This is a genomic window from Lawsonibacter faecis, from assembly GCF_014287675.1.
Taxonomy (GTDB): Bacteria; Bacillota; Clostridia; order Oscillospirales; family Oscillospiraceae; genus Pseudoflavonifractor; species Pseudoflavonifractor faecis.
The window spans coordinates 399,693-424,125 of sequence record NZ_JACOPQ010000001.1; the positions used below are offsets into that span (position 1 = coordinate 399,693).

The following is a 24,433-nucleotide window of genomic DNA, read 5'->3' on the forward strand; positions in this document are numbered from 1 at the left end:
TAAAAACTTCACAAATTCTTTTGATTTTTTCTCTTGTTTCCAATGTAAAATCGGGGTATTCTTTCAGTCGCCCCCACGTAATATGGAGGTTGAAGAATCCGCTTCATCTGCCGTTCGGCGGCAGTCAAAATTCCGGGGGCGGCGCCGCCGCCCCCTCGCTTTGTTTTAAAGAGGATATGGAATGGAAAAATTAGCGCCTTTTCGCAGTACGCGAACCACCGCCGGACGGGGCGCCCTCCCCGGCTGGCTCTGGAAGCGCGGCCTGATTCTGGCCGCGATAATCTTTGCCGCCGCCTGGGCGGGGCTCACCGCTTTCGGCTTCGTCTGGTGGCAGGCGGGACTCTGGGCCGCCGCGCTGGCCCTGCCCGTCCCGGTCCGGCTCCGGCTGGGCGGGGGGGTGGGCGCAATCCTATCCCGGGCCTTCTGGGCCGCGGGGCCCTTCCTGGGCTACTGCCTGGTGGAGGTCCTCAATTGGAACAACCCCTTTACCAGCTTTACCCCCCTTCAGGTGTGCCTGAATCTGGCGTTTTACTATCTGGCGGCCTTTCTCATCTGGCTGATATGCGGGCGGCGGAACCTGAGCTGCGGCATTGCGGCCGCCCTCTTCTGGATGCTGGGCATGGCCAACCACTATGTCATCAACTTCCGGGGCCGCACCATCTTTCCCGGGGACCTGCTGACCCTGGGCACCGCGGCCAACGTGGCCTCCAACTACCGCTATGATTTCGACAGGACCCAGATGCTCACCTGCCTGGTGCTGGCAATTTTTCTGCTGGTGCTGCTGGCCCTGCCCCGGCAGGAGCGCCGCGCCCGGCCCCGGCTCCGCTCCGCGCTTCCGGCGGGGCTGGCGGGAGCCGCCTTCCTGGCGGTCTTCTTCGGCACTCCCTTCCTCTCCACTGTCGGGGTGGAGCCGTCCATGTGGACCACCCGGGGCAACGGCTTCGTGCTCAACTTCTCGGTCTGCCTGCGGTACAGCAGTGTGGGCGAGCCGGATGGGTACTCCCAGGAGGCGCTCAGCCGGATTGCCGGCGGCGTGGACGCCGCCGGCGTGCCCACGGTGGGCACGGGGACGGGGACGGACGACACCCAGCCGGTAAACGTCATCGTGATTATGAACGAGTCCCTCTCCGACCTGACGGAGACCTTTGGCCTGGAGACTAACCAGGACCCCATGCCCTTTATCCACTCCCTCACCGAGAACACCGTCAAGGGCACGGCCTACGCCTCGGTCTTCGGCGGCACCACCGCCAACTCGGAGTATGAGTTCCTCACCGGGAATACCACCGCCTTCCTCCCCGCCGGGACGGTGCCCTACCACCTCTACGTCAAGGAGGGGTCCGAATCCCTGGTCGCCCAGATGAACGCGCTGGGGTATACCAGCGTCGCCATGCACCCCTACTACTCCTCCGGCTGGAACCGGGTGGCGGTCTATGGGGATTTGGGGTTCGACCGCTGGCTCTTTCTGGACGACTTTACCGACCGGGAGACCTATCGCGGGTATGTGACCGACCGGTCCAACTATGAAAATCTCATCCGCCTCTACGAGGAGAAGGACGAGGGCGAGCCCCTCTTTCTCTTCAACGTCACCATGCAGAACCACAGCGGTTACTCCGTGCCCTGGACCACGCTGCCCAGGGAGGTCTGGCTCACGGGGGACATGAAGGGGCGCTTTTCCACCGTGGACCAGTACCTGAGCCTGGTGTACCAGAGCGACAGGGCCTTCGAGTACTTGGTGGACTACTTCTCCCGGGTGGAGGAGCCCACCATGATTCTCATGTACGGCGACCACCAGCCCCAGGTGGCCACCAATTTCTACACCGAGCTGCTGGGGTCCTCCCCCACGGCGGCTCAGGCCCAGAAAAAGCAGGCGGTGCCCTTTGTCCTGTGGGCCAATTACGATATCCCGGAGCAGGAGGGTGTGGAGACCTCCATCAACTACCTCTCCTCCCTGCTTATGGAGACGGCGCGCCTGCCCATGACCGGCTATCAGCAGTTTCTGAGCGGGCTCAGCGAGACCGTCCCCGCCGTCAACGCGGTGGGGTATATGGACACCGACGGGAGCTGGCACGAAAACCTCTCGGAGCTGTCCCAGACGGCCCGGGATGCCCTGGGGAAATATCAGATTTTACAGTATAACGAGCTTTTTGACGACCGGGAGAACCGGCTGGAGGACTTTTTCTTCCTGCCGGGCAGGTCATGAAAGCAGCCGCGGAACGGCCCCCTCACCGTTCCGCGGCTGCTTTTTTATATTTTGATCGGCAAGAGCGGCCTTCGAGCAAATGTTACCCGGCAAGTCTTGCTACCGGCTGCGTTTCTCCGGGTGCTCAATGGCCGCCGTCGGTGCAATTTTTTATTATTATCTCTCATTTTTATTAGCGTTGGCTGGTTCCCAGTACCTCTGCAATATCAGCATAAAGTAAATCCCTGTCTTCACGCAAAGTACGAAGCCCATAAAATATATGTTATTATTTCCCAACCAACGCAAAGGCTTCAAACACCTTGTTTAAAATATCTTTTGCAATTTTAAATTGTTCTGGCGCTAAGCGTTTCATGCGTCCAGCAAGTAATTCTGCCTCACTGTTCTCATCCGGAGATTCAAAAAGTATCCTATCGCTCGAAATAGATAAGGTCTCGCATATTTTTTGTAGTGTGGTCAGGGAAATGCCAACCGCACCGCGCTCAATTGCAGAGATGTTTTTTGCGCTCAACGAGAGCAATTCCGCAAATTTTTCCTGTGTCAGTCCCGCCTTCTCCCTGGCATTTTTGATTCGTTCTCCAACCTTTATATTTATATCCTTTTTCTCTTTCATTCAACAACACCACCTTTTAGCATTAGTTTATGTAATGCTGATAGAAAGGGGTTGGTAAATAATGAGGACTTGGGACGATCTTTTGCAGGATATGGGCTATGCCCGCAGGCGTGCGCAGAGATTCTGGCGCGGGCGGAGACCTTCGCGGATGGAGCTGCGCTCATTTCACTTCCTGTTCCAGATCATTAAACTCAGAAGTATTAAAAAACTCTCCGAGTGTAATCCCTAGTCCATCACAGATCATTTTAATCGTCAATAACTTGGGATTCTGGCTTTTCCCATAAAGAATGTTTTTCACAGAGGAAGGAGGTAATGCCGAAACTGTTGCAAGGGCGTTAATTGTGAGACCATGTTCCTCACATAATCTTAGAATACGATTTTTAACAGCCTGTATCGTGTCCATTACACGCACCTTTTTATTTTCTTCTCTCATGTTTATGGGGTCGCTGGTCACCTTCTCCTATTCGTCATCCTCAGCTGAATCTTCCTCAAAAGTCATTTCATTCATCTCTTTAAAATCAAGGAATTCCGATACTGTCATATTAAGTCCATAGGCAATCTTGTGTAGTGTCATAATACGAGGATTTCTTGAAACTCCACGGACGATATTATCGACCGTGGACTGATTGACGCCACTCATACTCGCAAGTTTATTAATTGCAATACCACGTGCATTGCACAAATCCAAAATGCGCTTAGCAATCACTTCATTATACGTCATAACCGCCCCTGCCCGCTTTCTCTATTTTTATCATCGTAACAGAGAAAACAGGCCAGATTACCCATATATAGGTTGACTTATCACCCAAAGGCTGGTAGTTTGTAATTACCCATATATAGGTTATCCAGTTTAATGCCTTTTACAGGCATAGGGGGTAAAAACGTGGAAAAAACCTGGGACGATCTTTTGCAGGATATGGGCTATGCCCGCAGGCGTGCGCAGAGATTCTGGCGCGGGCGGAGGCCCTCGCGGAGCGAGGGCGCATCATGCGCAACCGGCGCTGTGAGGAGGCGGGATTCACCGCCCTCCTGGGCGCAGAGACGGGGCAGGCGGATTTGGAGGAGGCCTTGGAGCGCGCCCTGCGGGAGACCGCCGGAGACTATTACTGCCCCGCTCCGGGCGGGTTCTGATTCTGGCCGACCGCCTGTACGCCCAGGCTCTGGCCCTGCAGTATTTTCTGTTCCGCTGTACAGCCCTGGACGTGGCCGGGGTGGCATGGGACGGGAACAGCGCGGAGCGTCTTCTTGCCGGGGGACCGGCGGGCCTGCTGATTATGGCGGGTCTGCAGGAGGACGACGGCAGCTATGACCTCATCCCCGACCTGCAGAGCAGATTCGGCGCCCGCTCCCTGCTGTGGGCCGGTCAGGACCGTTCCACGGCCCTCGTCTGCACAGAGAAGAAGATTACCTGCCGCTGCGACCGCCACGCCCCCTTCCCGCTCCTGGTCTCTTTCATCATCAGAACGCTCCCACGGCCGGCCCGCAGGATATGAGGTGGGGGCGAAAAAACGCGGCGCATACGGCAGAGCTGCCGTATGCGCCGCGGGGGTTATTCCAGGGTCAGGGTGTCCGGCCCCTCCAGGTCCATCCGCCGCTTGCGCCCGGCGGAGTGGGCCAGCTTGTCCGAGAGGGCCTTGACATCCCCGGAGGCCAGGGCCTCCCGGTAGGCGTGGAGGTTCTCCTCCAGGCGGTCCACCGCCGAGAGCAGGGCGGGGGAATTCATGGAGAAGAGCTCGGTCCAGAGGGACACGTCCAGCGCCGCCACCCGGGTGCAGCCCCGGAAGGAGCTGCCCTCAAAGCCCTTGCAGGCAAAGAGCTGCTCGTCGTCGCAGACCGAGAGGGCGATGATGTGCATCATCTGGCTGGTGTAGGCCAGGATGGCGTCGTGCTCCTCCGGGGTGGTCTTCACCACGTCCTTACAGCCGATGTACGCCCCCATGCGCTCCATGAGGGAAACGTGCTCCGGGGTGCTGGACGGGCGGGGTGTGAGAATCAGGTGGGACTTCTGAAACATCTCGGCGAAGGCGTGCTCAATGCCGGAGAACTCGGTGCCCGCCATGGGGTGACAGCCGATGAAGTCCACGCCCTCCGGCAGAATCTCCGCCCCGGCCATGATGGAGGTCTTCACACCGCAGACGTCGGTGACCAGGCTGCCGGGCTTGAACACGTCCCGGTACTCCCCCAGAAAACGGACGATGCCCCGGGGGTGGAGACAGAGGACGGTCACGTCGGCCCGGGGGACGACCTCCATGGCGTCGGCGGTAACGGCGTCACCCACGCCGTGCTCTGCTGCGAAGCGCAGGGTGGGCTGGGACACATCCACGCCCACAATCTCAAAATCCTCAAAGCCCTTCAGCGCCAGGGCCAGCGACCCGCCGATGAGACCCAGGCCCACGACGGCGATGGTTTTTTTCATGGTGATGACCTCCAGACGAAAAATGCTGCGGGTTGACTTCGGCGGGGCAGGCCCCCATCCAGCGGGGGGCCTGGTTCCCGCCCGGCCTCTTCCTACACGCTCCGGCCCACGCAGGCGGCGATGGTGCCCACCTTGCCCATCAGGTCCCCGAACTGGGCGGGCGTGATGGACTGGGCGCCGTCGCACAGGGCGTTCTTGGGGTCGTTGTGGACCTCCACAATGAGGCCGTCGGCCCCGGCGGCGATGGCCGCCAGGCTCATCCGCTCCACCATCCAGGCCTTGCCGCAGGCGTGGGAGGGGTCCACCACCACGGGGAGGTGGCACATCTGCTTCACCGCCAGCACGGCGGAGAGGTCCAGGGTGTTGCGGGTGTAGGTCTCAAAGGTGCGGATGCCCCGCTCGCAGAGGATCACGTTGGGGTTGCCCCCGGCCAGAATGTACTCGGCGGACATGATCCACTCCTCAATGGTGGAGGAGAGGCCCCGCTTCAGCAGGATGGGCTTGCTGGTCCTGCCCACCTTTTTCAAAAGGTCGAAGTTCTGCATATTCCGCGCGCCTATTTGAATCACGTCCACGCACTCCTCGAAGAGGGGGAGCTGGTCGGCGCTCATCAATTCCGTGACGATGGGCAGGCCGGTGGCCTCCCGGGCCTCCATCAGGAAGTCGATGCCCTTGGTGCCCATGCCCTGAAAGGCGTAGGGCGAGGTGCGGGGCTTGTAGGCCCCGCCCCGGAGGGCGGAGGCCCCGGCGGTCTTCACGTCCCGGGCCACGCCGGTGATCTGCTCCTGGCTCTCCACCGAGCAGGGGCCGGCGATGACGGCCAGCTTCTGCCCGCCCACGCGCACGCCCGGGCCTATTTCAATCACCGAGTCATCGGGGTGGAACTTGCGGTTGGCCTTCTTGAAGGGCTCGCTGACCCGCATCACCCGCTCCACGCCGGGGAGTTGGGAGAGAAACTCCTCATCCAGACGGCTGGCGTCGCCCTCGGCGCCCAGAATCGTGGTCTCGCTGCCCCTGGACACCATCACCTTGACGCCGCCCGCCTCCATGCTGCGGACAGCCTCCTCCATCTGCTCCAGGGTGAAATTCTGCTTTAAAATGACTACCATATTGACGCTCCCTTTCTGTCGAACGATTTCCTTCGCCCTGCAAGCCCCGCTCCGGTCCAAGCTCCCCTGTTCGGCGGCTCGGCGCTTCTGCAAACAAAAAACCACGGCGGCCCAACAGGCCGCCGTGGTTTACGTCCGCTCATATCAAATATGAGGACCGCTCCCTGGCAAACCGGTTATGGGCAGGCAAAGTAACCGCTAAAGTAATAGCGGTAATAGCCGTATCCATAACCGAAGTTTCTGCACATAGGATGAGGTCCTCCCTCTGCTTGGTTGTTCGTACTTTACTACTTTTTGGCGCTAAAGTCAAGCACTTTTTTAACCCGCCTTCAGGTCCAGCATGCCGTTGGAGGCGTCGGAGAGCTCCGGCACCGGACATCTTCTGTCGCACCGTCATGTCTGCCGCTCCATTCTCCGGACATTCATTTAACTTGTCAAGCGCATTCTCCAGGTTTTTTAGCTTGAATCCCTAGAAAACCCGTGGTATTATAATATATAACCCAAAAGACACTTCCTGAGCGGAGGAATGCGGATATGAAAATTTCCACCAAGGGGCGCTATGCCCTTCGGCTCATGCTGGACCTGGCCATCCACGCCAAGGGCACGGCCGTCCCCCTGCGGGACGTGGCGGAGCGGCAGGAGATCTCCGACAAGTACTTAGAGCAGATCGTCACCCAATTGGCCCGGGGCGGACTGGTGCGCAGCGTCCGGGGCGCGGGTGGCGGCTATCTGCTGACCCGGGAGCCCGTGGACTACACCGTGGGCGAGATCCTGCGGCAGCTGGAGGGCAACCTCGCCCCGGTGAGCTGCGTCTCCGGCGGGGACTGCTGCCAGCGGGCGGACCAATGCGTTACGCTGGAGGTCTGGCAGAAGATCCAGGCCGCCGTGGACGGTGTGGTGGACCACATCACTCTGGAGGATCTGGTGGCGCGCTACCATGAGAAATGCCCCAACGGGGATTGATGGGACGGGAAACAAAAACCCCTTGGCCGCGGCGGACGCGCGGCCAGGGGGTTTTTGCCGGGATGGGGCGCGGCTTTTGGGCGCGCCGTCTGCCGTTTTATCGCAATGCCTTAGAATCCCAGGCGGACGGCAATCCGGTCGGGCAGGGTGTCGCGGTTAAGCCGATTCACCTCTATGATCTCCACCTTGGGGTGCTCCGCCACGGCGCGTGTCCAGCCGGGGAAGCCCTCCCGAACCACGCCCAGCACGGGGACCTCCCCCGCCAGCGTGTCCAGGACCGCCCGCTGAAACGCCAGGGCGTCCCGCTCCAGCCGTCCGCACTCGTCCATGATGATGAGCTGCGGGGGCCGGTCGAAGGCGAGGCAGGCCGTGCCCAGGGCATCAAACCGCCCGGGCAGGGGCGTGGGACGGCAGGCCGCTATCCGGGCCACTGCCCGGGACTCGTCATAGACGGGCGGCTCCCCGGCCCGCCAGAGATAGAGCAGCCGGTCCGGCTCCCCGCGGTCCGGGCCGAAACCGGTGCGGAAGCCGCCCACGGACGGCTTGACACGCTCCAATACCTTATCGACAACTGTGCTCTTACCGCACTGAACGGCCCCGGTGAGAAAAAGATGCATTCCCCGCACCTCCAAAAAGATTGACAGTTGGACTGAAACCTAGTATGATGCTACCAGTATAATCCTGAACAGCCAACAATTCAATTCTTTCTCCGAGCCCGCGCGCCTAAGGGTCACTAGGGTGCGCCGGCCGGGACCGTCCAGAACGGTCCTTCGGGTCCACGCCGGAAACGGCGGGGCCTTCCGTGTTTGAAAAGGAGAGGTTACGAGGGTACCGTGCCGCTTTGACGGCAGGGTGCTTCCGTTCCGTACCTCCGCCTTTTCGGCGGGGGTATTTTTCTTTCCATTTTTCGTGAGAGGAGGCGGCGCTTACGGGCAGTCTGATCCAGAGCAACCGCAAAAAGGCAGGGCTGATCTGGGGGATGGCCGCTACGCTTCTGGCTGCGGTGGTCTTTTCCTTCTCGCTGGGGCGCTATTCCATCTCCCCGGCCGAGCTGTTCGGCATCGTATGTTCCAAAGTCTTTCCCATCGAGCCCTACTGGGTGCCCAATATGGAGACCATCCTCTTCAACGTCCGCCTTCCCCGCATCCTCCTCTCGTGCATGGTGGGCTGCTCCCTGTCGGCGGCGGGCGCCGCCTATCAGGGGATTTTTCAGAACCCCATGGCCTCTCCGGACATTCTGGGGGCTACCAAGGGTTCGGCCTTCGGCGCCTCCCTGGCCATCATCGCCGGCATGGGCACCCGGGCCACCATGGTCTCCGCCTTTTTGTTCGGCGTCGTGACCGTGGCCCTGGTGTGGCTGGTGAGCAGCCGGGCCAAGGGCAAGCGGGTGATGAGCCTCATCCTGGCAGGCATCGTCGTCAGCTCCATTTTCGAGGCCGGGACCTCCTATCTCAAGCTGGTGGCCGATCCCAATGAGGCCCTGCCGAAAATCACCTACTGGCTCATGGGCAGCCTGTCGGGGGCCAAAATGGACGCGGTGGTCTTCGCCTGCGTGCCCATGCTGGCGGGGCTTCTGGTCCTCTTTCTCCTGCGCTGGCAGCTGGGGGTCCTCACCATGGGGGACGAGGAGGCCAGGGCCATGGGCGTCAACGCCAAGGCGGTGCGGCTCATCGTCATTCTGGCCGCCACCCTCATCACCGCCGCGGGCGTGGCGGTGTGCGGGGCCATCGGCTGGGTGGGGCTGGTGATCCCCCACCTGTGCCGTAAGCTGGTGGGCAGCAACTACCGCTATCTCATGCCCGCGTCCATGGTGCTGGGGGCCCTCTTCCTCCTCATTGTGGACAATATCTCCCGCAACCTCTACGCCACCGAGCTGCCCATCGGCATCCTCACCGCCTTCGTGGGCGCGCCCTTCTTCCTCTACCTGATGATGAAGGGAGGGGACGTGACATGATTGAGGTGCAGAACCTCTCCTTCTCCTATGGGGAGCGGCCCGTCCTCCGGGATGTGAGCTTCGCCCTGGATCGGGGCACCCTGCTCTCCGTCCTGGGCCCCAACGGCGTGGGCAAGAGCACCCTGTTCCGCTGCATTCTGGGGCTTCTCAAGGGCTACACCGGCTCCATCACGGTGGACGGCCGGAGCGTAAGGGACCTGGGGGCCAGGGAGCTTGCCAAGCGGGTGGCCTACATTCCCCAGTCCAACTACCCAGCCTTTAACTACAGCGTGTTCGACATGGTGCTCATGGGCACCACCTCCCAGACCGGGGCGCTCACCCCGCCGGGGAAAAAGGAGGAGCGCGCTGCCCACGAGGCCCTGGAGCGGCTGGGCATTGAGGCCCTCGCCCAGCGGTCCTATACGCAGCTCTCCGGGGGAGAGCGGCAGCTGGTCCTCATCGCCCGGGCCCTCGCGCAGCGCTCGCCGGTGCTCCTCATGGACGAACCCACCGCCAACCTGGACTACGGCAACCAGCTCCGGGTCCTCACAAAGGTCCGTGCCCTGGCCGGGGAGGGGTACGCCATCATCCAGTCCACCCATAACCCCGAGCAGTCCTACCTCTTCTCCCACCGGATTCTCGCTATGCGGGACGGGCAGGTACTGGCCCACGGCGCGCCCCGTGAGGTGCTCACCGCCGGGCTGGTACGAAGCCTCTACGGCGTGGACGTGGAGGTGGAGTCCCTCCGCGGCGATCAGATGCGGGTGTGTATCCCAAAGGATATCTTGGAATAGCAACTCCCGGCGAACCGCCTTCCCTTCCGCCACGCACCATTTTGTAAGGAGGAATTACAATGCAAAAGAAAGCCCTGTCTCTGCTCCTCGCTCTGGCCATGGTATTCTCCCTGGCCGCCTGCGCCCAGACCCCCGCCCAGCCCGGCACAGATCCCACCCCGTCCGCTTCCGGCTCCCCCTCCCCCAGCGCGGCCCCCTCCGCCGAGCCCTCGGTGGAACCCACCGCCGCCGGCACCCGTTCCTTTACCGACTCCTGCGGCCGCACGGTGGAGATCCCCGCCGACATCAGCCGCATCGCCCCCTCCGGCCCCATGGCCCAGATTGTTCTCTTCGCCCTGGCCCCGGACAAGTTCGTGGGCATCGCCTCCAAGTGGTCCAAGGAGACGGAAAGCTTCATCGACGGGAGCTACTATAATCTCCCCGTCCTGGGCCAGCTCTACGGCTCCAGCGCGGGCGAGCTGAATCTGGAGACCCTGGCCGCCGCCGATCCCCAGGTCATCATCGACATCGGCGAGCCAAAGAAGACCATCGCGGAGGACATGGACGCCATGAGCGAGCAGCTCGGCATCCCCGCCGTCCACATCGACGCCTACACCGCCACCATGGGCGACACCTACCGCCTGCTGGGCGAGCTGCTGGGCCTGGAGGAGGAGGCCGCCGTCCTCGCCGACTACTGCGACGAAATTTATGCAAATACCCTCTCCCTCATGGAGAAGGTGGGCGACAACAGGGCCAACGTCCTCTACTGCCTGGGCGACGAGGGGCTGAACGTCATCGCCAAAGACTCCTACCACGGCGAGGTGCTCGACCTCATGACCAACAATCTGGCCGTGGTGGACGCCCCCTCCTCCAAGGGCACCGGCAACGAGTCCGATATGGAGCAGCTGATTCTGTGGGACCCGGACGTCATCCTCTTCGCACCGCAGAGCATCTACGCCACCGTGGACGGTGACGCCACCTGGCAGAGCCTCAAGGCCATCCGGAACGGCGACTACTACGAGGTCCCCTTCGGGCCCTACAACTGGATGGGCTTCCCCCCCTCCGTCAACCGCTATCTGGGTATGCTCTGGATGGGCAGCCTCCTCTACCCCGCATATGTGGACTACGACCTCTACACCGAGGTCGCCCGCTACTACAAGCTCTTCTACCACTGCGACCTCACCCAGGAGCAGTTCGACGCGCTCACGGCGAACTCTACCGGGAAGAAGTAAAAAACGCAAAAAAGCCGCACCCGGTTTTCCGGGTGCGGCTCTTCGCTTGGACCGGCGGCGGCCAGACAATTTATGAATCGCCTGCCGGACTCTCCTACTCTCCCTTGAAGAGGTCGGTGGAGAGATACCGCTCGCCGGTATCGGGCAGGACGGCGACAATGTTCTTCCCGGCGAACTCCGGCCGTCTGGAGAGGGCCAGGGCGGCTGCCGCCGCCGCGCCGGAGGAGACGCCCACCAGCAGCCCCTCTGTCTTGGAGAGGAGCCTGGCGGCGGCGCAGGCCTCCGCGCCGGTCACCCGCACCACCTCGTCCACCACCTCGCTCTCCAGCACGCCGGGGACGAAGCCCGCGCCGATGCCCTGGATTTTGTGGGGACCGGGCTTGCCGCCGGAGAGGACAGGGGACTCGGCGGGCTCAACGGCAATGACCCTGACATTGGGATTTTGCTCCTTCAGGTACCGCCCCGCGCCGGAAACCGTGCCGCCGGAGCCCACCCCCGCCACCAGAACGTCCACCGTGCCGTCGGTATCCCGCCAAATCTCGGGGCCGGTGGTCTCATAGTGGGCCCTGGCGTTGGCCTTGTTGTCAAACTGTCCGGGCATCCAGGCCGAGGGCAGGGTCTCCAGAAGCTCCCTGGCCTTGGCAATGGCCCCCTTCATGCCCTCGCCGCCGGGGGTCAGGACCAGCTCGGCCCCCAGAGCCGCCAGAAGACTGCGCCTCTCCGTGGTCATGGTCTCGGGCATGGTGAGAATCACCCGGTACCCCCGGATGGCGGCGATGTACGACAAGCCCACGCCGGTGTTGCCGCTGGTGGGCTCCACGATGACGGTCTCCGGCTTGAGGACGCCCTTCTCCTCCGCGTCCAGAATCATGTAGTAAGCCGCCCGGTCCTTGGCGGAGCTGAGGGGGTTGAAGCACTCCAGCTTGGCAAGAATCCGGGCCTCCGCGCCCGCCCGGGCGCCATAGCGCTCCAGGTCCAGCAGGGGCGTATTGCCGATGAGGTCGGTGAGGGAATGGGCGACCTTCATATTTATTCCTCCTTATTCACTATGAATACTATGATTTCGACCTTAAGAGAAACCCCGGCTTCGGGGTTTCTCTTAGTTTATGTCAGTTTTGCCGCTGTGTCAAGACCCAGAACCTGCTTCCATCGCCGCTTCACTGCCAATCTCCGGCAATCGGCACAGGTCCTTAAAAGACGGGAACGACGGCGCCGCCGTAGGTCTCCTCCATGAAGGTCTTGACCGCGTCGGACTCCAGTGCGGCCACCAGGGCCTGGATGGCGGGGTCCTCCTCCCGGCCCTCGGCCACGGCCAGCACGTTGACGTAGGCGGTGCCCGCGGTCCCGTCGGCGGCCTCGATGGCCAGGGCGTCGGCCACGTTCAGGCCGGCCTGGATGGCATAGTTGCCGTTGATGACGGCCAGGTCCAGGCTGTCCAGAGAGCGGGGCAGCTGGGCGGCCTCCATCTCCACGATCTCAAAGCCCCGGGGATTGTCTTTGATGTCCAGCCTGGTGGGCTCCAGGCCCGCGCCGTCCTCCAGGGTGATGAGGCCCTGCTCCTGGAGGAGCAGGAGGGCGCGGCCGCCGTTGGTGGGGTCGTTGGGAACGCCGATCTGGGCGCCGTCCTTCAGGTCGGCCAGGGCGGCGGTCCTGCCGGCGTAGATGCCGAAAGGCTCGTAGTGCAGGTCGGCCACGCTCACCAGATGGGTGGCCTGCTCGGCGTTGAAGTTGTTGAGATAGGTGATGTGCTGGAAGTAGTTGGCGTCCACCTGGCCATCCTCGGTGACCAGATTGGGCTGGATGTAGTCGGTGAACTCAATGATGTCCAGGGTGATGCCCTGCTCAGCCAGGATGTCCTTGGCCACCGCCAGTATTTCGGCGTGGGGCGTGGGGGAGGCGGCCACCTTGATGGTGACGTTCTCGGTGGGTGCGGCGCTGGGCTGGGCGGAGGCCGCAGTGCTGGGGGAGGCGCCGGGGGTCTGGGTGTCGCCGCCGGCAGGGGCGCTGGAGCACCCGGCCAGAAGGCCCAGGGTCAGCGCGCCGGAGAGGAGCAAAGTGACAAGCTTTTTCATATCGCGTATCTCCTTTTCATTGCATCGGTTTTGTTATGTGATCCGCCCCGGGGTACCTTCCGCGGCGGTGTTCACCCAAACTGGGTACAAAAAAACGCCCTTGAACCATGTCAAGGACGAGAGCTTTCGCTTCGTGGTACCACCTTGCTTCACCCGTTCCTCACGGACCACGGGCCTTACAGAGTGCGGGACGGGGATTCCCCTCCGATACTCCTGCGCTGTTACGGGCGCCCCCGTCGCAGCCTAATGCCCAGGGCACTCGGTGCGCGGCTCTGAGACCATGTTCGGCGAAGCCTTCCGTACCCGTTCCCACCAATCCGGGCTCTCTGTGACGTATCTCTCCGCTTACTCTTCTCTTCCTTGCCTTTAGGTAAGCGTTATTCGGTTTTCTTGGGTTGCACCTAGTTTACTACCGTACCACTGCAAATGTCAATGCGGCATTATGCACAAAAGCGGCGGGGACAAGCGCCCGCGACTTGTCCCCGCCTACGAAATTACCCTTTTTTCCGCGCAGGAGCAACCGCTTGTCCCCGCGGGCGCCTGCATGTTACATTGCACCCGGCGCATGCCGGTTTTTCCGCATCTCTTTGCGCAGCTCCGCCGCTCTGCTCCGCCTGTTCGTGCGTGCGATACGCTTGTCGCAGCGGGCGGCCACCCGGGTGCCGATGGTCTGGAAAATCTGCACCAGCACCACGATAAGGACCACAGCCACGAACATGACGCCGTAATTATACTTGTTGTACCCGTAGTTGATGGCGATCTTACCCAGGCCCCCGCCGCCGATGAAGCCGGCCATGGACCCATACCCCAGAATGGTGATGAGGGCGGTAGTGAAGCCCCCTATGAGGGCGGGCTTGCTCTCGGGCAGGATGACCTTACAGATGATCTGCATGGTGGAGCAGCCCATGGACTGCGCCGCCTCAATGACGCCCTTGTCCACCTCCCGAAGGGAGGTCTCCACCAGCCGGGCCACAAAGGGGGCCGCCGCCGCGGTCAGGGGCAGGATGGCGGCGGGGGTGCCGATGGTGGTCTTGATAATGGGCTTGAAGACGGGCAGGAGCATCATCATCAAAATCAGGAAGGGCACCGAGCGCAGGATGTTGACAATGAAGTTGAGCACCTTCATCAAGGGCGAGGGCAGAGGGCGTATGCCGTCCTTCCCGCCGGTGACCAGAACCACGCCCAGCACCAGGCCCAGCACGCAGGCCAGGAGGGTGGCGAGGAAGGTAGAATAGATGGTCTCCCAGGTGCCGCTGAGAAACTCCTGCTGCATTTTGGGGTTGGTGAGGGCCTCCGTCACGCCGCTGATAAATTTATCCATGGTAGTCGTGCACCTCCTCCGCCGTTACGTCCCGCTGGGCGCGGATATAGCTCAGGGCCCTGGCGGCCTCCGCGCTGTCCTCGGGCAGGCCCAGCAGCATGGAGCCAAAGGCCTTGCCGTCAATATTCCGGGTGTCCGCCCCGAGTATGTTCACCCTCACGCCGCAGTCGATGGCCAGGGAGGCGATGAGCGGCTCGTAGGAGGAGCCGCCGTTGAAGACCACTCGGACCACATGGTGGACGGGGAATTGGTCGATGGCCGCCCCGTCGGGGTAGACCAGCCTGCGGCCCGCCTCGGTCTTGGGGTTGGAGAAGACCTCCTCCACGGTGCCGGTCTCCATGACGCGGCCGTGCTCCAGCACCGCCACATGGGAGCAGATCTCCTCCACCACCGTCATCTCATGGGTGATGACAATCACGGTGATGCCCAGGCGCTTGTTGATGTCCTGGACCAGGCGGAGGATGGAGCGGGTGGTAGTGGGGTCCAGGGCGGAGGTCGCCTCGTCGCACAGCAGGACCTTGGGGTCGCTGGCCAGGGCACGGGCGATGGCGATGCGCTGCTTCTGGCCGCCGGAGAGCTGGGCGGGATAGGAATCCGCCTTGTCGGGCAGATCCACGATGTCCAAAAGCTCCAGCGCCCGCTTCCGCGCCGCCTCCTTGGGGACGCCCGCGATCTCCATGGGAAAGCAGATGTTCTTGAGGCAGGTGCGCTGCATGAGCAGGTTAAACTGCTGGAAGATCATGCTGATGGAGCGGCGCCTCTCCCGCAGGGCCCGGGTGCTGAGGGCCATCATGTCCTCGCCGTCGATGACCACCTGGCCCGAGGTGGGCCGCTCCAGCAGATTGATGCAGCGCACCAGGGTGGATTTGCCCGCGCCGGACATACCCACGATGCCGTAGATATCCCCGTCGGAAATCGTCAGGTTCACGTCGTCCAAAGCGGTAAAGGTACCCTCCGCCGTGGGAAAGGTCTTCGATAGGCGTTTTATCTCAATCACAGCAAAGTCTCCTTCGTCTAGTTCGCTTCATATACAAAACGGCGGAGCTTCACATTCGCTCACCGGAGGGATAGTAGGTCCTGCATAAGGTTTTTGTCACGGTCCATCCCTCCTTACAGTCAGATTGTGCAGGAATACAGGCATATCAATACAGATTAGATTGTATGACAAGGATTGGGGGTTGTCAACCGGCAAATTTGCGGTATATATGAAAAGGGACATGGCATGCCATGTCCCTTTTCATATATAGAAATCTTAGTGCCCGCCGCCGCAGCAGCCCACGCAGCCCTCTCCCACAATGGGGGACGGGTCGATATCCCCGCCCGGACAGGCCGGCGGGGACCCCGGTATTTCTATCTGCCTGGGCGGAGTGAATCCGCCCGGCATCAAGGTTTTGGCCCGCGGCAGAGGCCAAAACGCTTGGGACGGGCATCGACCCGCCCCTTTTCAGTGCTCGTGTCCGCAGCAGTCGCAGCAGCCCACGCAGCCCTCTCCCACAATGGGGGACGGGTCGATGCCCTGGCGGGTGTAGTAGTCGGCGATGGCGGCCTTGATGGCCTCCTCCGCCAAAACGGAGCAGTGGAGCTTCTGGGGGGGCAGTCCGTCCAGCGCCTCGGCCACGGCGGCGTTGGTGAGGGTGAGGGCCTCCTCGATGGTCCTGCCCTTCACCAGCTCGGTGGCCATGGAGCTGGTGGCCACGGCGGCGCCGCAGCCAAAGGTCTTGAACTTCACATCCACGATGACCCCATCCTCAATGCGCATGGTCATCTTCATAATATCGCCGCATTTCTGATTGCCCACCTGGCCCTCGGCGTTGGGGTTTTCCACCTCGCCCACATTGCGGGGGTTGGAGAAGTGATCCATTACCTTTTCAGAGTACATAAGCCGTTCCTTTCTCGGCGGACGGCCAATGGCCGCCCCTACAGTTTGATCTCAGTCCTCCCAAATTGGGGACATGGCCCGCAGGCCTGCGATTACTTCCGGTATGACCTTGAGCATATAATCCACATCTTCACCCGTGTTCTCCCGGCCCAGAGAGAGGCGCACCGAGCCGTGGGCGATCTCGTGGGGCAGGCCGATGCCCAGCAGCACATGGGACGGGTCCAGGGACGCGGAGGAGCACGCGGAGCCGGAGGAGGACTGAATGCCCATTGCGTCCAGCCGCAGGAGAATGGACTCCCCCTCCACGCACTCGAAGACCAGGGAGGCGGTGCCGGGAAGCCGGTTCTCCCGGGGCCCGGTGATTTTGCAGCGGGGCACGGCGGACAGCAGCCCGTCCATCAGGCGGTCACGGAGGGCGGTCAGGCGCGCCCCCTCCCCGTCCAGATGGGCGGCGGCCTCCTTCAGCGCGGCGGCCAGCCCTACGGCGCCGGCCACGTTCTCCGTGCCGGAGCGGCGGCCCTTCTCCTGTCCGCCGCCGTGGATCAGGGGCGGCAGGCGCAGGGGCTTTCTCACATAGAGAACGCCCACGCCCCGGGGGCCGTGGAACTTGTGGCCCGAGAGGGACAGCAGATCCACGTTCCACCTGTCCACATTCACGGGAATATGGCCCACGGCCTGGACGGCGTCGGTATGGAAGAGGACCCCCGCCTCCCGGGCGATGGCACCAATCTCGGTGACGGGCTCAATGGTGCCAATCTCGTTGTTGGCGGACATGATGGAGATGAGAATGGTGTCGGGCCGGATAGCGGCCTTCACATCCGCCGGATTCACAAAGCCCTCGCTGTCCACGCCCAGATAGGTCACCTGGAAGCCCTCGTACTTCTCCAGATACCGAAGGGTGTGGAGGATGGCGTGGTGCTCGATGGTGGAGGTGATGATGTGCCTGCCCTTCCCTCCCCGGGCCTCGGCCACGCCCCGGAGGGCCCAGTTATCGGCCTCAGTGCCGCCGGAGGTGAAGAAGATCTCGTCTGGCTTGGCGCCCAGGCACGCGGCCACCTCCGCCCGGGCGGCGTCCAAATCGGCCTTGGCCGCCTGTCCGAAGCCGTAGAGGCTTGACGGGTTGCCGAACTTCTCCTGAAAATAGGGCAGCATGGCGTTAAGAGCGGTATCGGAAAGGGCCGTGGTGGCCGCGTGGTCTGCATAGACATTTCTCTTCATGGATATACTCCTTTCAGACTGTGGTGCGCAATCCCCTTAATTCCTATTAGTTTACTATGATTATAGATTCCTGCTCCAAGATTGTCAAGGGTTTATCCGGTTTTTTTCGTCAGTGGAATCCAAAAATTTTCCTCAGCCAAAATACTTAATGGGATTTTAATTGACTTGCCCAAGTCCTCAATGATATATATAGTAGGAAACAATCTGCAAAATATTACCGACAGGAGCGGTCATATGGACAAAAAGCTCTTCCGCAGCATTCTGTGGATTATCACCTACGCGGTGGTGCTGGTGCTGGTCATCGTGAAATTCGACGATCTGCGCGGTCTCTTCGGCACGGTGCTGGGCCTCTTCCAGCCCCTCTTCATCGGCTTTGCCATCGCCTTCGTACTCAACCGGCCCTGCCACGCCTTCTGCAGGCTCTACAGCAGGGGCCTGGATCGCACCAGGGCCAAGGGGCTCGCCCGTCCGCTGGCAGTGGCCACCTCCTACCTTCTGCTCATCGTCCTCATCGGCGCCTTCTTCTCCATCGTCCTGCCCAAGCTGGTGGAGAGCATCCAGCTCTTCCTGGGCAGCATGAACGGCTATATGCAGAATGTCCAGGGCTGGCTCAACGCGCTGCTCTCCACCCTCCACCTGGAGACCCTGGACCTGTCCAATTTCTCCGAGCTCATCAAGACCGCCCTCAGCGGCGTGGTCAACACCCTCACCACCGCCGTGCCCCAGCTGGTCACCATCACGGGCAACATCATCTCCGTGGTGGTCACCGGTTTCCTGTCCATCATCTTCTCGGCCTATATGCTCTCGGGAAAAGATAAGCTTCTCTCCCAGTGCCGCCGGGTGCTCAAGGCCTACGCCCCCAAGCGGGCGGCCGCCTGGGTCACCGACGTGGTCCATCTCACGTCCGACACCTTCACTGCTTTCGTCACCGGCCAGCTGATTGAGGCCTGTATTCTGGGCGGCATGACCACCCTGGGGATGCTCTTCATCCAAGCCGACTACGCCCCCCTAATCGGCATCATCATCGGCGTGTCCGCCCTCATCCCCATGGTGGGCGCCTTCGTGGGCGGGGCGCTGTCCGCCATTCTGCTGGTTATGGTCTCCCCCGTGCGGACCCTCATCTTCCTCATCTTCCTCCTCTGCCTCCAGCAGTTCGAGGGCAACGTCATCTACCCCAGGGTGGTGGGCTCCTCCATCGGCCTGCCCGCCATCTGGGTACTCACCGCCGTCACCGTGGGCGGCGGACTGTTCCAGTTCGTTGGCATCCTGGTCAGCGTGCCCATCGCGTCGGTGCTGTATACCCTGCTGCGGCGGAATGTCCACAAGCGGCTGGGCGAGGCATAATTATCTATGAAAAGGGCCTCCCTGCCGACGGCAGGGAGGCCCTTTTCTCTCGGCTGTTCCCTATGAATGCAAGGGCCCGTAGGGGCCGTTATTATCGGGCACCTCACATCCGGAACAGGATACCGGCCACGGCGGACGCGGCAATGAAGACCACTGGATGGAGCTTTTTCAGCGGCCTGATTTGCAGGCAAATGAAGACGGCGGCGGCCAGCGCCACGGCTTTCCAGCTTACCACGGCTGTCAGGGCGGCAAAGCCCGTCCAGGCCGCACCGGTGAGGAGGGCGATTTTCGCCACGCCCACTCCGGCGGCGGCAATCAGCCCCGTGGAGGCGGGACGCAGGCCATAGAACACGCCGTCCACAAGCTTGCTCTGCCGGAACTTCTGCAAAAACTTTGCGATTATCAGAATGACGATTATGGACGGCGCAATCAGCCCCAGCGTGGCCGTCACGCTGCCCAGCACCTGTCCCATGGGAATCCCGGCGCGGCCCCCCACGGTGAAGCCCACATAGGTGGCCATATTCACCCCCATGGCCCCGGGAGTGGACTCGGAGACGGCGATCATGTTCGCCAGGTCCCCCGCGCCGAACCACCCGGTGGCTTCCCCCATGTGCTGGAGAAAGGGGATAGTGGCAAGGCCCCCGCCCACAGAGAAGAGGCCGACCTTAAAAAACTCGTAAAAAAGCCGCAGGAAAATCACGCCTTCCACCCCCTCGCCGCGCGGACCGAAAGTCCGCACACCCCGGCCACCACCACCAGAAACACGGGGGACACCAGGAAGGAGGCCGCCGGAGCCGCCGCAGAGATAGGCCCGGAGCAGATCGACAGCAGCAGAATTATGAGGAACAGCATCACCGTGGGCAGGTCCTTCACGGTGGTTTTCATCAGCTTCAGCACGCTGGAGAGGATGAGGGCCGCCACGCAGGCCCGGACCCCGGCAAAGGCGTGAACCACCAGGGGGATGTCGGCAAAATTCTGCAAGAAGGCGGCGATGGCCGCAATGATGATAATGGATGGAAAGACCACGCCCAGCGTCGCCAGAATACCGCCGAACATGCCGGCCTCGGTGTACCCCACAAAGGTGGCGGTATTCACAGCGATAATGCCCGGGGTACACTGGCCCACGGCGTAGTAGTCGGCGAGCTGGTCCTCGGTGGCCCAGCCCTTTTTCTCCACCACCTCCCGCTGGAGGATGGGGAGCATGGCATACCCGCCGCCGAACGTACACACGCCGACGCGGGCGAAGGTTAAAAACAGGTCCAGATATCGATTCATGCCCAGCAGTCCACCAGCTTTCCCGCGTGTGTACGTTCTCCAAGCGTTTCGCCACCGGCGAAACCTTGATGCGGGGGGCAATTCACTCGCCCCCCGCAGATAAAATCAGCCCCCGGGGTCCCAGCGGGCTCCCGGCCCGCAGGGATACACACGCCGATGCGGGCGAAGGTTAAAAACAGGTCCGGATATCGATTCATGCCCAGCAGTCCACCAGCTTTCCCGCGTGTGTACGTTCTCCAAGCGTTTCGCCACCGGCGAAACCTTGATGCGGGGGGCAATTCACTCGCCCCCCGCAGATAAAATCAGCCCCGGGATTCCCAGAGGACCGGCTTTTGCACCTTTCACTTTTCCTTTTTTCTTACTCCAGGCCCTCCAGTTCCTCCAGCCACAGCCGGGCCGACGCGTCGCTGGGCATTCGCCAGTCGCCCCTGGGGGAGAGGGTGACGGAGCCCACCTTGGGGCCGTCGGGCAGGCAGGAGCGCTTGAACTGCTGGGAGAAGAACCGGCGGTAGAAGGTCCGCAGCCACTTGAGGATGGTGGCCCGGTCGTACCGCCGGCCGAAGGCCTGCTCGGCCAGACGGAGGACCTTTCGGGGCGGAAAGGCCCAGCGGACGATATAGTAGAGGAAGAAGTCGTGGAGCTCGTAGGGCCCCACCAGGTCCTCGGTCCTCTGGGAGATCCTGCCCTCGATGGCGGGGAGCAGTTCCGGGGAGACGGGGGTGTCCAGAATGTCCTCCAGCACGTCGGAGAGGCGCTTGTCCTCCTCGGCCTTGTCCCCCGCCACATAGGACACCAAATGGCGCACCAGGGTTTTGGGGATGGACGCGTTGACGCCGTACATGGACATATGATCGCCGTTGTAGGTGGCCCAGCCCAGGGCCAGCTCGGAGAGGTCGCCGGTGCCCACCACCAGGCCGCCGTTCTGGTTGGCGATGTCCATGAGGACCTGGGTCCGCTCCCGGGCCTGGCCGTTCTCAAAGGTCACGTCGTGGTTCTCCATGGACTGGCCGATATCCTTAAAGTGCTGCTTTACCGCCTCGCCGATATCGATGCGCCGGAGGGTGGCGCCCAGGCGGCCCGCCAGCTCCACGGCGTTGTCCCGGGTGCGGTCGGTGGTACCGAAGCAGGGCATGGTGACGGCGATAATATCGCTGGCGGGACGGCTGAGCAGCTTCATCGCCACGGCGGTGATCAGAATGGCCAGGGTGGAGTCCAGCCCGCCGGAGAGTCCCACCACGGCAGTTTTGGCCCCGGTGTGCTCCAGCCGCTGCTTGAGACCCAGGGCGGCGATCTTGATGATCTCCTCGCAGCGCTCGGCCCGCTCGCCGCCGTTCTCAGGGATGAAGGGCGTGGCGGAGATATGACGGGTCAGGGTCGTGGTGCCCGGCTCCAGGGAGAAATCCCTGGCGGAGGTCTCCCGGCCCGCGGCGGGGAACGTGTTCATCCGCCGCCGCTCATAGGCCAGCGCGTCCACATCCAGCTCGGAGACGGTGAGGCCGGTGGCAAAGCGCCGCTCGGCCAGCAGCCTCCCGTTCTCCGCAATCAGGTTGTGGCCGGTGAATACCATGTCAGTGGTGGACTCCCCCTCCCCCGCGTCGGCGTACACATAGCCGCAGCAGAGCCGGGCGGACTGTCCGGCGGCCAGTTCCCGGCGGTAAGCGGCCTTGCCCACCGTCTCGTCGCTGGCGGAGAGATTCAAAATCAACGTGGCTCCCTCCGCCGCCAGGCGCAGGGAGGGCGGCTGGGCGGCCCAGAGATCCTCGCAGATCTCCACGCCGATGGTGAGAGCCGGCATCTCCGTGCAGCGGAACACCAGACCGGCGGAGAGGTCCACCGCCGCCTGTCCCGCGAAGGGGATGGCGCAGCCCGGCCCCCCCAGGTCCTGCCCGGAGGCAAACCAGCGGGCCTCGTGGAACTCACCGTAGTTGGGGATATGGGTCTTGGGCACCAGGCCGAGGAGCTCCCCCCTGCTGATTACCGCGGCGCAGTTGTAGAGCTTGTTCCGGTGCCGCACGGGCAGGCCCAGAGCCGTCACCATGTCCAGGTTCTTGGTGGCCTCCAGTACGGTGGCGAGGGCCTCCTCGGCGCCCCGGAGCAGGGCGTCCTGCAAAAACAGATCGCCGCAGGTGTACCCGGTGAGGCAGAGCTCGGGCAGGGCCAGCACCCGCACTCCCTGTGCCGCCGCCTCCCGCATCAGGTTGAAGCAGGCCTCGGCGTTGTGCCGGCAGTCCGCCACTTTGATTCTCGGCGTGCCCGCCGCCGCCTTGATAAAGCCGTCTCGCATGAATCAAGACCTCCTTTGAGGTTAGGAACCTGAAGATGCGCAGATACAGGTTCTAAAAATGTGTCTTTATGATAACCCGATTTGCCTGAAAAAGCAACATCCCCCGGTCACAGACCGGGGGATGTTCAAGAAAACCGGCGGGCGGCGCGAAGGCCGCCCACCGCCCGCAGACATGCGGGCCCATCACTCCCGGGCGGCCTCCCGCCGGGTGATTGCCCGCCTACCTTGCCAGATAGTCCAGCGCGGCCTGGAGCGCGTCCTCCCCCACGGCGGTCTCTACGTCGGGGACCAGCGTCTCCTGGTCGGCATTGGTATCGGGCCGCTGCCACCGGACATGGGAGACGGTGCCCTGGGCGGCGATATTGTCCAGCATGAAATAGAGGATGTCCCCGTAGCTGCTGGGCGCATTGGAACTGGGACGGCCGATGACGGTGCCCAGCTTCCCGTCCTGAACCCACACGCCCAGCATTGTGGCCGAGCTGTAGGTGTTCTCGTCGGTGAGGACCACCAGCTTGATTTTGGGGTTCGCCTTGGCGGTGGAGAGGTCGGGTGCCTGGACGTCGGACCCCTCGGTCTTGGCATACCCCCGCTTGTAGGGCTGGTACTGGTCCAGGGCAAGCTCGGAGTAGCGCACAAACCCGCCGTACGCCGGGGCCTCCATGTCCATGGCGTGGAGCAGCTGGAGACAGGCGTCGGAGCTGCCGCCGCCGTTGCCCCGCACGTCGATGATGACCTTGCTGGTGCCGCTCTTCACGGCCTGGGCCAGCTCCGCCGCCGCGGCGTCCACCGCTTCGCCCAGCACACACTGGTTGAGGTCCACGTAGAACACGCCGCCCTTCCGCTCGGTGGAGACTACGCCGCCCTCCGCAGCAGAGGCGGTGTCGGGCACGGCGAAGGCCACCGTTCGGTCCTCGCCGTCCACGGTGACCGCCATGCCGGAGAAGTCCTCGCTGAACGCCGCCCCTGCCTTGAAGAGCAGGTTTTTGTTGGCCGCCCAGTAGGCGTGGTTCAGGTCCCGGGCGGACTGGTTCTCCGCCGCGAAGTATTTATCCACGGCGGCGAAGACGCCGGACACGGGAAGACCGCCGATGGCGGTGACTTCCGTCTCGGTGACGGCGCCGGTCTCATCGGTGAGGTAGAGATGGCCGCCGTCCGCCGCCCAGCCGATGTCCAGAAGGGCCTGAGCGCCGTTTCCAAACGGGTTGATGGAGGTGTGCCCGTCCCGGAGGGAGGCGGTGTAGGCCAGGGCGCTCCAGGCGAAGTCGGCGGCGGTGCTGGCGGGATCGCCCGCCGTGTCCAGCATGGCCTGCCTGGCGGCGGCATAGCCCTCCGGCACCCGGTTCAGGAGGAAGGCGGGGTGGGAGCCCTCCACGGCGCTGATGAGGGTCTCCGCGTCCTCCATCAGCGGCGCCTTGCCCACGGAGACGGTGTGGGTCGAGGCGTCCCAGAGCACTTCCTTGCCCAGGATGTCCCCCAGGGCCCGGGCGGGGATGTAGACCGTCCCGTCCACGGCGAAGGGTTCCACCGGATTCCCCTTCGCGTCGGTGAGGGTGATTTTCTGCCCGCTCACCTCCAGCGAGATGTCCGCGTACTGGGCCTGGAGGGTGCGGGTGGTGATGGTGCTGGCCGCCACTGCGCTTCCCGCTGCCAGGGCCAGGGCGCAGAGGACGGTGAGTCCCCGCCTCATATGCCTGTTCAATCTGATCGCTTCCTTTCCTCTATTGGTCTTGCATTTGACTCTACACCGGGTGGGAAGGGAAGTCAATTTAAAATAGCTTAAAAGGCATTCCCGGACGCCCTCTCC

General features: G+C 62.6%; 24 protein-coding genes and 1 riboswitch. Of the genes, 8 read left to right on the forward strand and 16 right to left on the reverse strand.

Features of this window, described 5'->3' with window-relative positions; all coding sequences use genetic code 11:
- The first annotated feature begins 181 nt into the window (after window positions 1-181).
- Complete coding sequence (locus H8S62_RS01810) at window positions 182-2,200, forward strand: LTA synthase family protein (RefSeq protein WP_186918290.1); 2,019 nt, start codon at window positions 182-184, stop codon at window positions 2,198-2,200.
- A gap of 265 nt (window positions 2,201-2,465) precedes the next feature.
- Here the strand turns inward: H8S62_RS01810 and H8S62_RS01815 are convergent, their stop codons facing one another.
- The 3 genes from H8S62_RS01815 to H8S62_RS01825 form a co-directional block, all read right to left on the reverse strand.
- A complete protein-coding gene (locus H8S62_RS01815; RefSeq protein WP_155147005.1) occupies window positions 2,466-2,810 on the reverse strand; it encodes a helix-turn-helix domain-containing protein in 345 nt (114 codons plus the stop codon).
- A 160-nt stretch (window positions 2,811-2,970) separates the two neighbouring features.
- Window positions 2,971-3,264 carry a helix-turn-helix domain-containing protein gene (locus H8S62_RS01820; protein ID WP_341480998.1) on the reverse strand — a complete coding sequence of 98 codons (294 nt, stop codon included), beginning with the start codon at window positions 3,262-3,264 and terminating at the stop codon, window positions 2,971-2,973.
- 6 nt (window positions 3,265-3,270) lie between these two features.
- The gene (locus H8S62_RS01825; protein ID WP_186918291.1) at window positions 3,271-3,531 is read right to left on the reverse strand and encodes a helix-turn-helix domain-containing protein; all 261 of its coding nucleotides are present in this window, start codon (window positions 3,529-3,531) and stop codon (window positions 3,271-3,273) included.
- A gap of 266 nt (window positions 3,532-3,797) precedes the next feature.
- Here H8S62_RS01825 and H8S62_RS01830 point away from each other — a divergent pair, with 266 nt between their 5' ends.
- Complete coding sequence (locus tag H8S62_RS01830) at window positions 3,798-3,941, forward strand: hypothetical protein (protein WP_186918292.1); 144 nt, start codon at window positions 3,798-3,800, stop codon at window positions 3,939-3,941.
- An 80-nt stretch (window positions 3,942-4,021) separates the two neighbouring features.
- On the forward strand, window positions 4,022-4,303 hold the full coding sequence (locus H8S62_RS01835; RefSeq protein ID WP_186918293.1) for a hypothetical protein: 282 nt from the start codon (window positions 4,022-4,024) through the stop codon (window positions 4,301-4,303).
- Between the two features lie 56 nt (window positions 4,304-4,359).
- Here the strand turns inward: H8S62_RS01835 and H8S62_RS01840 are convergent, their stop codons facing one another.
- Together H8S62_RS01840 and aroF are read right to left on the reverse strand one after the other, a co-directional pair.
- On the reverse strand, window positions 4,360-5,226 hold the full coding sequence (locus H8S62_RS01840) for a prephenate dehydrogenase (protein ID WP_155147001.1): 867 nt from the start codon (window positions 5,224-5,226) through the stop codon (window positions 4,360-4,362).
- 92 nt (window positions 5,227-5,318) lie between these two features.
- Complete coding sequence (gene aroF, locus H8S62_RS01845) at window positions 5,319-6,335, reverse strand: 3-deoxy-7-phosphoheptulonate synthase (RefSeq protein ID WP_155146999.1); 1,017 nt, start codon at window positions 6,333-6,335, stop codon at window positions 5,319-5,321.
- Between the two features lie 534 nt (window positions 6,336-6,869).
- Between aroF and H8S62_RS01850 the strand changes: the two genes are divergently transcribed.
- Entirely contained in the window at window positions 6,870-7,298 is a 429-nt protein-coding gene (locus tag H8S62_RS01850; RefSeq protein ID WP_155146997.1) for an RrF2 family transcriptional regulator, read from the forward strand.
- A gap of 110 nt (window positions 7,299-7,408) precedes the next feature.
- On the opposite strand, the gene H8S62_RS01855 is transcribed toward H8S62_RS01850, so the two are convergent.
- Entirely contained in the window at window positions 7,409-7,915 is a 507-nt protein-coding gene (locus tag H8S62_RS01855) for a nucleoside-triphosphatase (RefSeq protein ID WP_186918294.1), read from the reverse strand.
- Between the two features lie 78 nt (window positions 7,916-7,993).
- A riboswitch (molybdenum cofactor riboswitch) is annotated at window positions 7,994-8,130 on the forward strand.
- Between the two features lie 147 nt (window positions 8,131-8,277).
- Between H8S62_RS01855 and H8S62_RS01860 the strand changes: the two genes are divergently transcribed.
- The 3 genes from H8S62_RS01860 to H8S62_RS01870 are packed head-to-tail and all read left to right on the forward strand — an operon-like array spanning window position 8,278 to window position 11,236.
- Window positions 8,278-9,252, forward strand: coding sequence for a FecCD family ABC transporter permease (locus H8S62_RS01860; RefSeq protein WP_186918295.1), 975 nt, complete (start codon window positions 8,278-8,280; stop codon window positions 9,250-9,252).
- Window positions 9,249-10,025: an ABC transporter ATP-binding protein gene (locus H8S62_RS01865; protein WP_186918296.1), complete on the forward strand. Its 777-nt coding sequence runs from the start codon at window positions 9,249-9,251 to the stop codon at window positions 10,023-10,025. Before H8S62_RS01860 ends, H8S62_RS01865 begins: the two co-directional genes overlap by 4 nt.
- 59 nt (window positions 10,026-10,084) lie before the next feature.
- A complete protein-coding gene (locus H8S62_RS01870) occupies window positions 10,085-11,236 on the forward strand; it encodes an ABC transporter substrate-binding protein (protein WP_186918297.1) in 1,152 nt (383 codons plus the stop codon).
- A gap of 94 nt (window positions 11,237-11,330) precedes the next feature.
- Here the strand turns inward: H8S62_RS01870 and cysK are convergent, their stop codons facing one another.
- The 6 genes from cysK to nifS all read right to left on the reverse strand — a co-directional run bounded on the left by cysK (window position 11,331) and on the right by nifS (window position 17,726).
- Window positions 11,331-12,263, reverse strand: coding sequence for a cysteine synthase A (cysK, locus tag H8S62_RS01875; RefSeq protein ID WP_186918298.1), 933 nt, complete (start codon window positions 12,261-12,263; stop codon window positions 11,331-11,333).
- A 163-nt stretch (window positions 12,264-12,426) separates the two neighbouring features.
- Complete coding sequence (locus H8S62_RS01880) at window positions 12,427-13,308, reverse strand: MetQ/NlpA family ABC transporter substrate-binding protein (RefSeq protein ID WP_186918299.1); 882 nt, start codon at window positions 13,306-13,308, stop codon at window positions 12,427-12,429.
- Between the two features lie 547 nt (window positions 13,309-13,855).
- The gene (locus tag H8S62_RS01885) at window positions 13,856-14,629 is read right to left on the reverse strand and encodes a methionine ABC transporter permease (protein WP_186918300.1); all 774 of its coding nucleotides are present in this window, start codon (window positions 14,627-14,629) and stop codon (window positions 13,856-13,858) included.
- Window positions 14,622-15,626, reverse strand: coding sequence for an ATP-binding cassette domain-containing protein (locus tag H8S62_RS01890; RefSeq protein WP_186918301.1), 1,005 nt, complete (start codon window positions 15,624-15,626; stop codon window positions 14,622-14,624). The genes H8S62_RS01885 and H8S62_RS01890 overlap by 8 nt, the downstream gene beginning before the upstream one ends.
- A 447-nt stretch (window positions 15,627-16,073) precedes the next feature.
- On the reverse strand, window positions 16,074-16,508 hold the full coding sequence (gene nifU, locus H8S62_RS01895; RefSeq protein WP_155146980.1) for a Fe-S cluster assembly scaffold protein NifU: 435 nt from the start codon (window positions 16,506-16,508) through the stop codon (window positions 16,074-16,076).
- Window positions 16,509-16,559: 51 nt separating this feature from the next.
- A complete protein-coding gene (nifS, locus tag H8S62_RS01900) occupies window positions 16,560-17,726 on the reverse strand; it encodes a cysteine desulfurase NifS (protein ID WP_155146979.1) in 1,167 nt (388 codons plus the stop codon).
- 234 nt (window positions 17,727-17,960) lie between these two features.
- Between nifS and H8S62_RS01905 the strand changes: the two genes are divergently transcribed.
- A complete protein-coding gene (locus H8S62_RS01905) occupies window positions 17,961-19,070 on the forward strand; it encodes an AI-2E family transporter (RefSeq protein WP_155146976.1) in 1,110 nt (369 codons plus the stop codon).
- 103 nt (window positions 19,071-19,173) lie between these two features.
- On the opposite strand, the gene H8S62_RS01910 is transcribed toward H8S62_RS01905, so the two are convergent.
- The 4 genes from H8S62_RS01910 to H8S62_RS01925 all read right to left on the reverse strand — a co-directional run bounded on the left by H8S62_RS01910 (window position 19,174) and on the right by H8S62_RS01925 (window position 24,328).
- Complete coding sequence (locus H8S62_RS01910; RefSeq protein ID WP_173023823.1) at window positions 19,174-19,770, reverse strand: chromate transporter; 597 nt, start codon at window positions 19,768-19,770, stop codon at window positions 19,174-19,176.
- Window positions 19,767-20,345: a chromate transporter gene (locus H8S62_RS01915; protein ID WP_186918302.1), complete on the reverse strand. Its 579-nt coding sequence runs from the start codon at window positions 20,343-20,345 to the stop codon at window positions 19,767-19,769. Before H8S62_RS01915 ends, H8S62_RS01910 begins: the two co-directional genes overlap by 4 nt.
- A gap of 358 nt (window positions 20,346-20,703) precedes the next feature.
- Entirely contained in the window at window positions 20,704-22,629 is a 1,926-nt protein-coding gene (locus H8S62_RS01920; RefSeq protein WP_155146973.1) for an NAD(+) synthase, read from the reverse strand.
- Window positions 22,630-22,849: 220 nt separating this feature from the next.
- Window positions 22,850-24,328, reverse strand: coding sequence for a S41 family peptidase (locus H8S62_RS01925; RefSeq protein ID WP_186918303.1), 1,479 nt, complete (start codon window positions 24,326-24,328; stop codon window positions 22,850-22,852).
- Window positions 24,329-24,433 lie beyond the last annotated feature (105 nt).

What these genes read in the sequence shown, in the direction of transcription:
- H8S62_RS01810 (WP_186918290.1), top strand. Translation starts at nt 182, where the DNA reads ATGGAAAAATTAGCGCCTTTTCGCAGTACGCGAACCACCGCCGGACGG.
- H8S62_RS01815 (WP_155147005.1), bottom strand. Translation starts at nt 2,810, where the DNA reads ATGAAAGAGAAAAAGGATATAAATATAAAGGTTGGAGAACGAATCAAA.
- H8S62_RS01825 (WP_186918291.1), bottom strand. Translation starts at nt 3,531, where the DNA reads ATGACGTATAATGAAGTGATTGCTAAGCGCATTTTGGATTTGTGCAAT.
- H8S62_RS01830 (WP_186918292.1), top strand. Translation starts at nt 3,798, where the DNA reads ATGCGCAACCGGCGCTGTGAGGAGGCGGGATTCACCGCCCTCCTGGGC.
- H8S62_RS01840 (WP_155147001.1), bottom strand. Translation starts at nt 5,226, where the DNA reads ATGAAAAAAACCATCGCCGTCGTGGGCCTGGGTCTCATCGGCGGGTCG.
- aroF (WP_155146999.1), bottom strand. Translation starts at nt 6,335, where the DNA reads ATGGTAGTCATTTTAAAGCAGAATTTCACCCTGGAGCAGATGGAGGAG.
- H8S62_RS01850 (WP_155146997.1), top strand. Translation starts at nt 6,870, where the DNA reads ATGAAAATTTCCACCAAGGGGCGCTATGCCCTTCGGCTCATGCTGGAC.
- H8S62_RS01855 (WP_186918294.1), bottom strand. Translation starts at nt 7,915, where the DNA reads ATGCATCTTTTTCTCACCGGGGCCGTTCAGTGCGGTAAGAGCACAGTT.
- H8S62_RS01860 (WP_186918295.1), top strand. Translation starts at nt 8,278, where the DNA reads ATGGCCGCTACGCTTCTGGCTGCGGTGGTCTTTTCCTTCTCGCTGGGG.
- H8S62_RS01865 (WP_186918296.1), top strand. Translation starts at nt 9,249, where the DNA reads ATGATTGAGGTGCAGAACCTCTCCTTCTCCTATGGGGAGCGGCCCGTC.
- H8S62_RS01870 (WP_186918297.1), top strand. Translation starts at nt 10,085, where the DNA reads ATGCAAAAGAAAGCCCTGTCTCTGCTCCTCGCTCTGGCCATGGTATTC.
- cysK (WP_186918298.1), bottom strand. Translation starts at nt 12,263, where the DNA reads ATGAAGGTCGCCCATTCCCTCACCGACCTCATCGGCAATACGCCCCTG.
- H8S62_RS01880 (WP_186918299.1), bottom strand. Translation starts at nt 13,308, where the DNA reads ATGAAAAAGCTTGTCACTTTGCTCCTCTCCGGCGCGCTGACCCTGGGC.
- H8S62_RS01885 (WP_186918300.1), bottom strand. Translation starts at nt 14,629, where the DNA reads ATGGATAAATTTATCAGCGGCGTGACGGAGGCCCTCACCAACCCCAAA.
- nifU (WP_155146980.1), bottom strand. Translation starts at nt 16,508, where the DNA reads ATGTACTCTGAAAAGGTAATGGATCACTTCTCCAACCCCCGCAATGTG.
- nifS (WP_155146979.1), bottom strand. Translation starts at nt 17,726, where the DNA reads ATGAAGAGAAATGTCTATGCAGACCACGCGGCCACCACGGCCCTTTCC.
- H8S62_RS01905 (WP_155146976.1), top strand. Translation starts at nt 17,961, where the DNA reads ATGGACAAAAAGCTCTTCCGCAGCATTCTGTGGATTATCACCTACGCG.
- H8S62_RS01915 (WP_186918302.1), bottom strand. Translation starts at nt 20,345, where the DNA reads ATGAATCGATATCTGGACCTGTTTTTAACCTTCGCCCGCGTCGGCGTG.
- H8S62_RS01920 (WP_155146973.1), bottom strand. Translation starts at nt 22,629, where the DNA reads ATGCGAGACGGCTTTATCAAGGCGGCGGCGGGCACGCCGAGAATCAAA.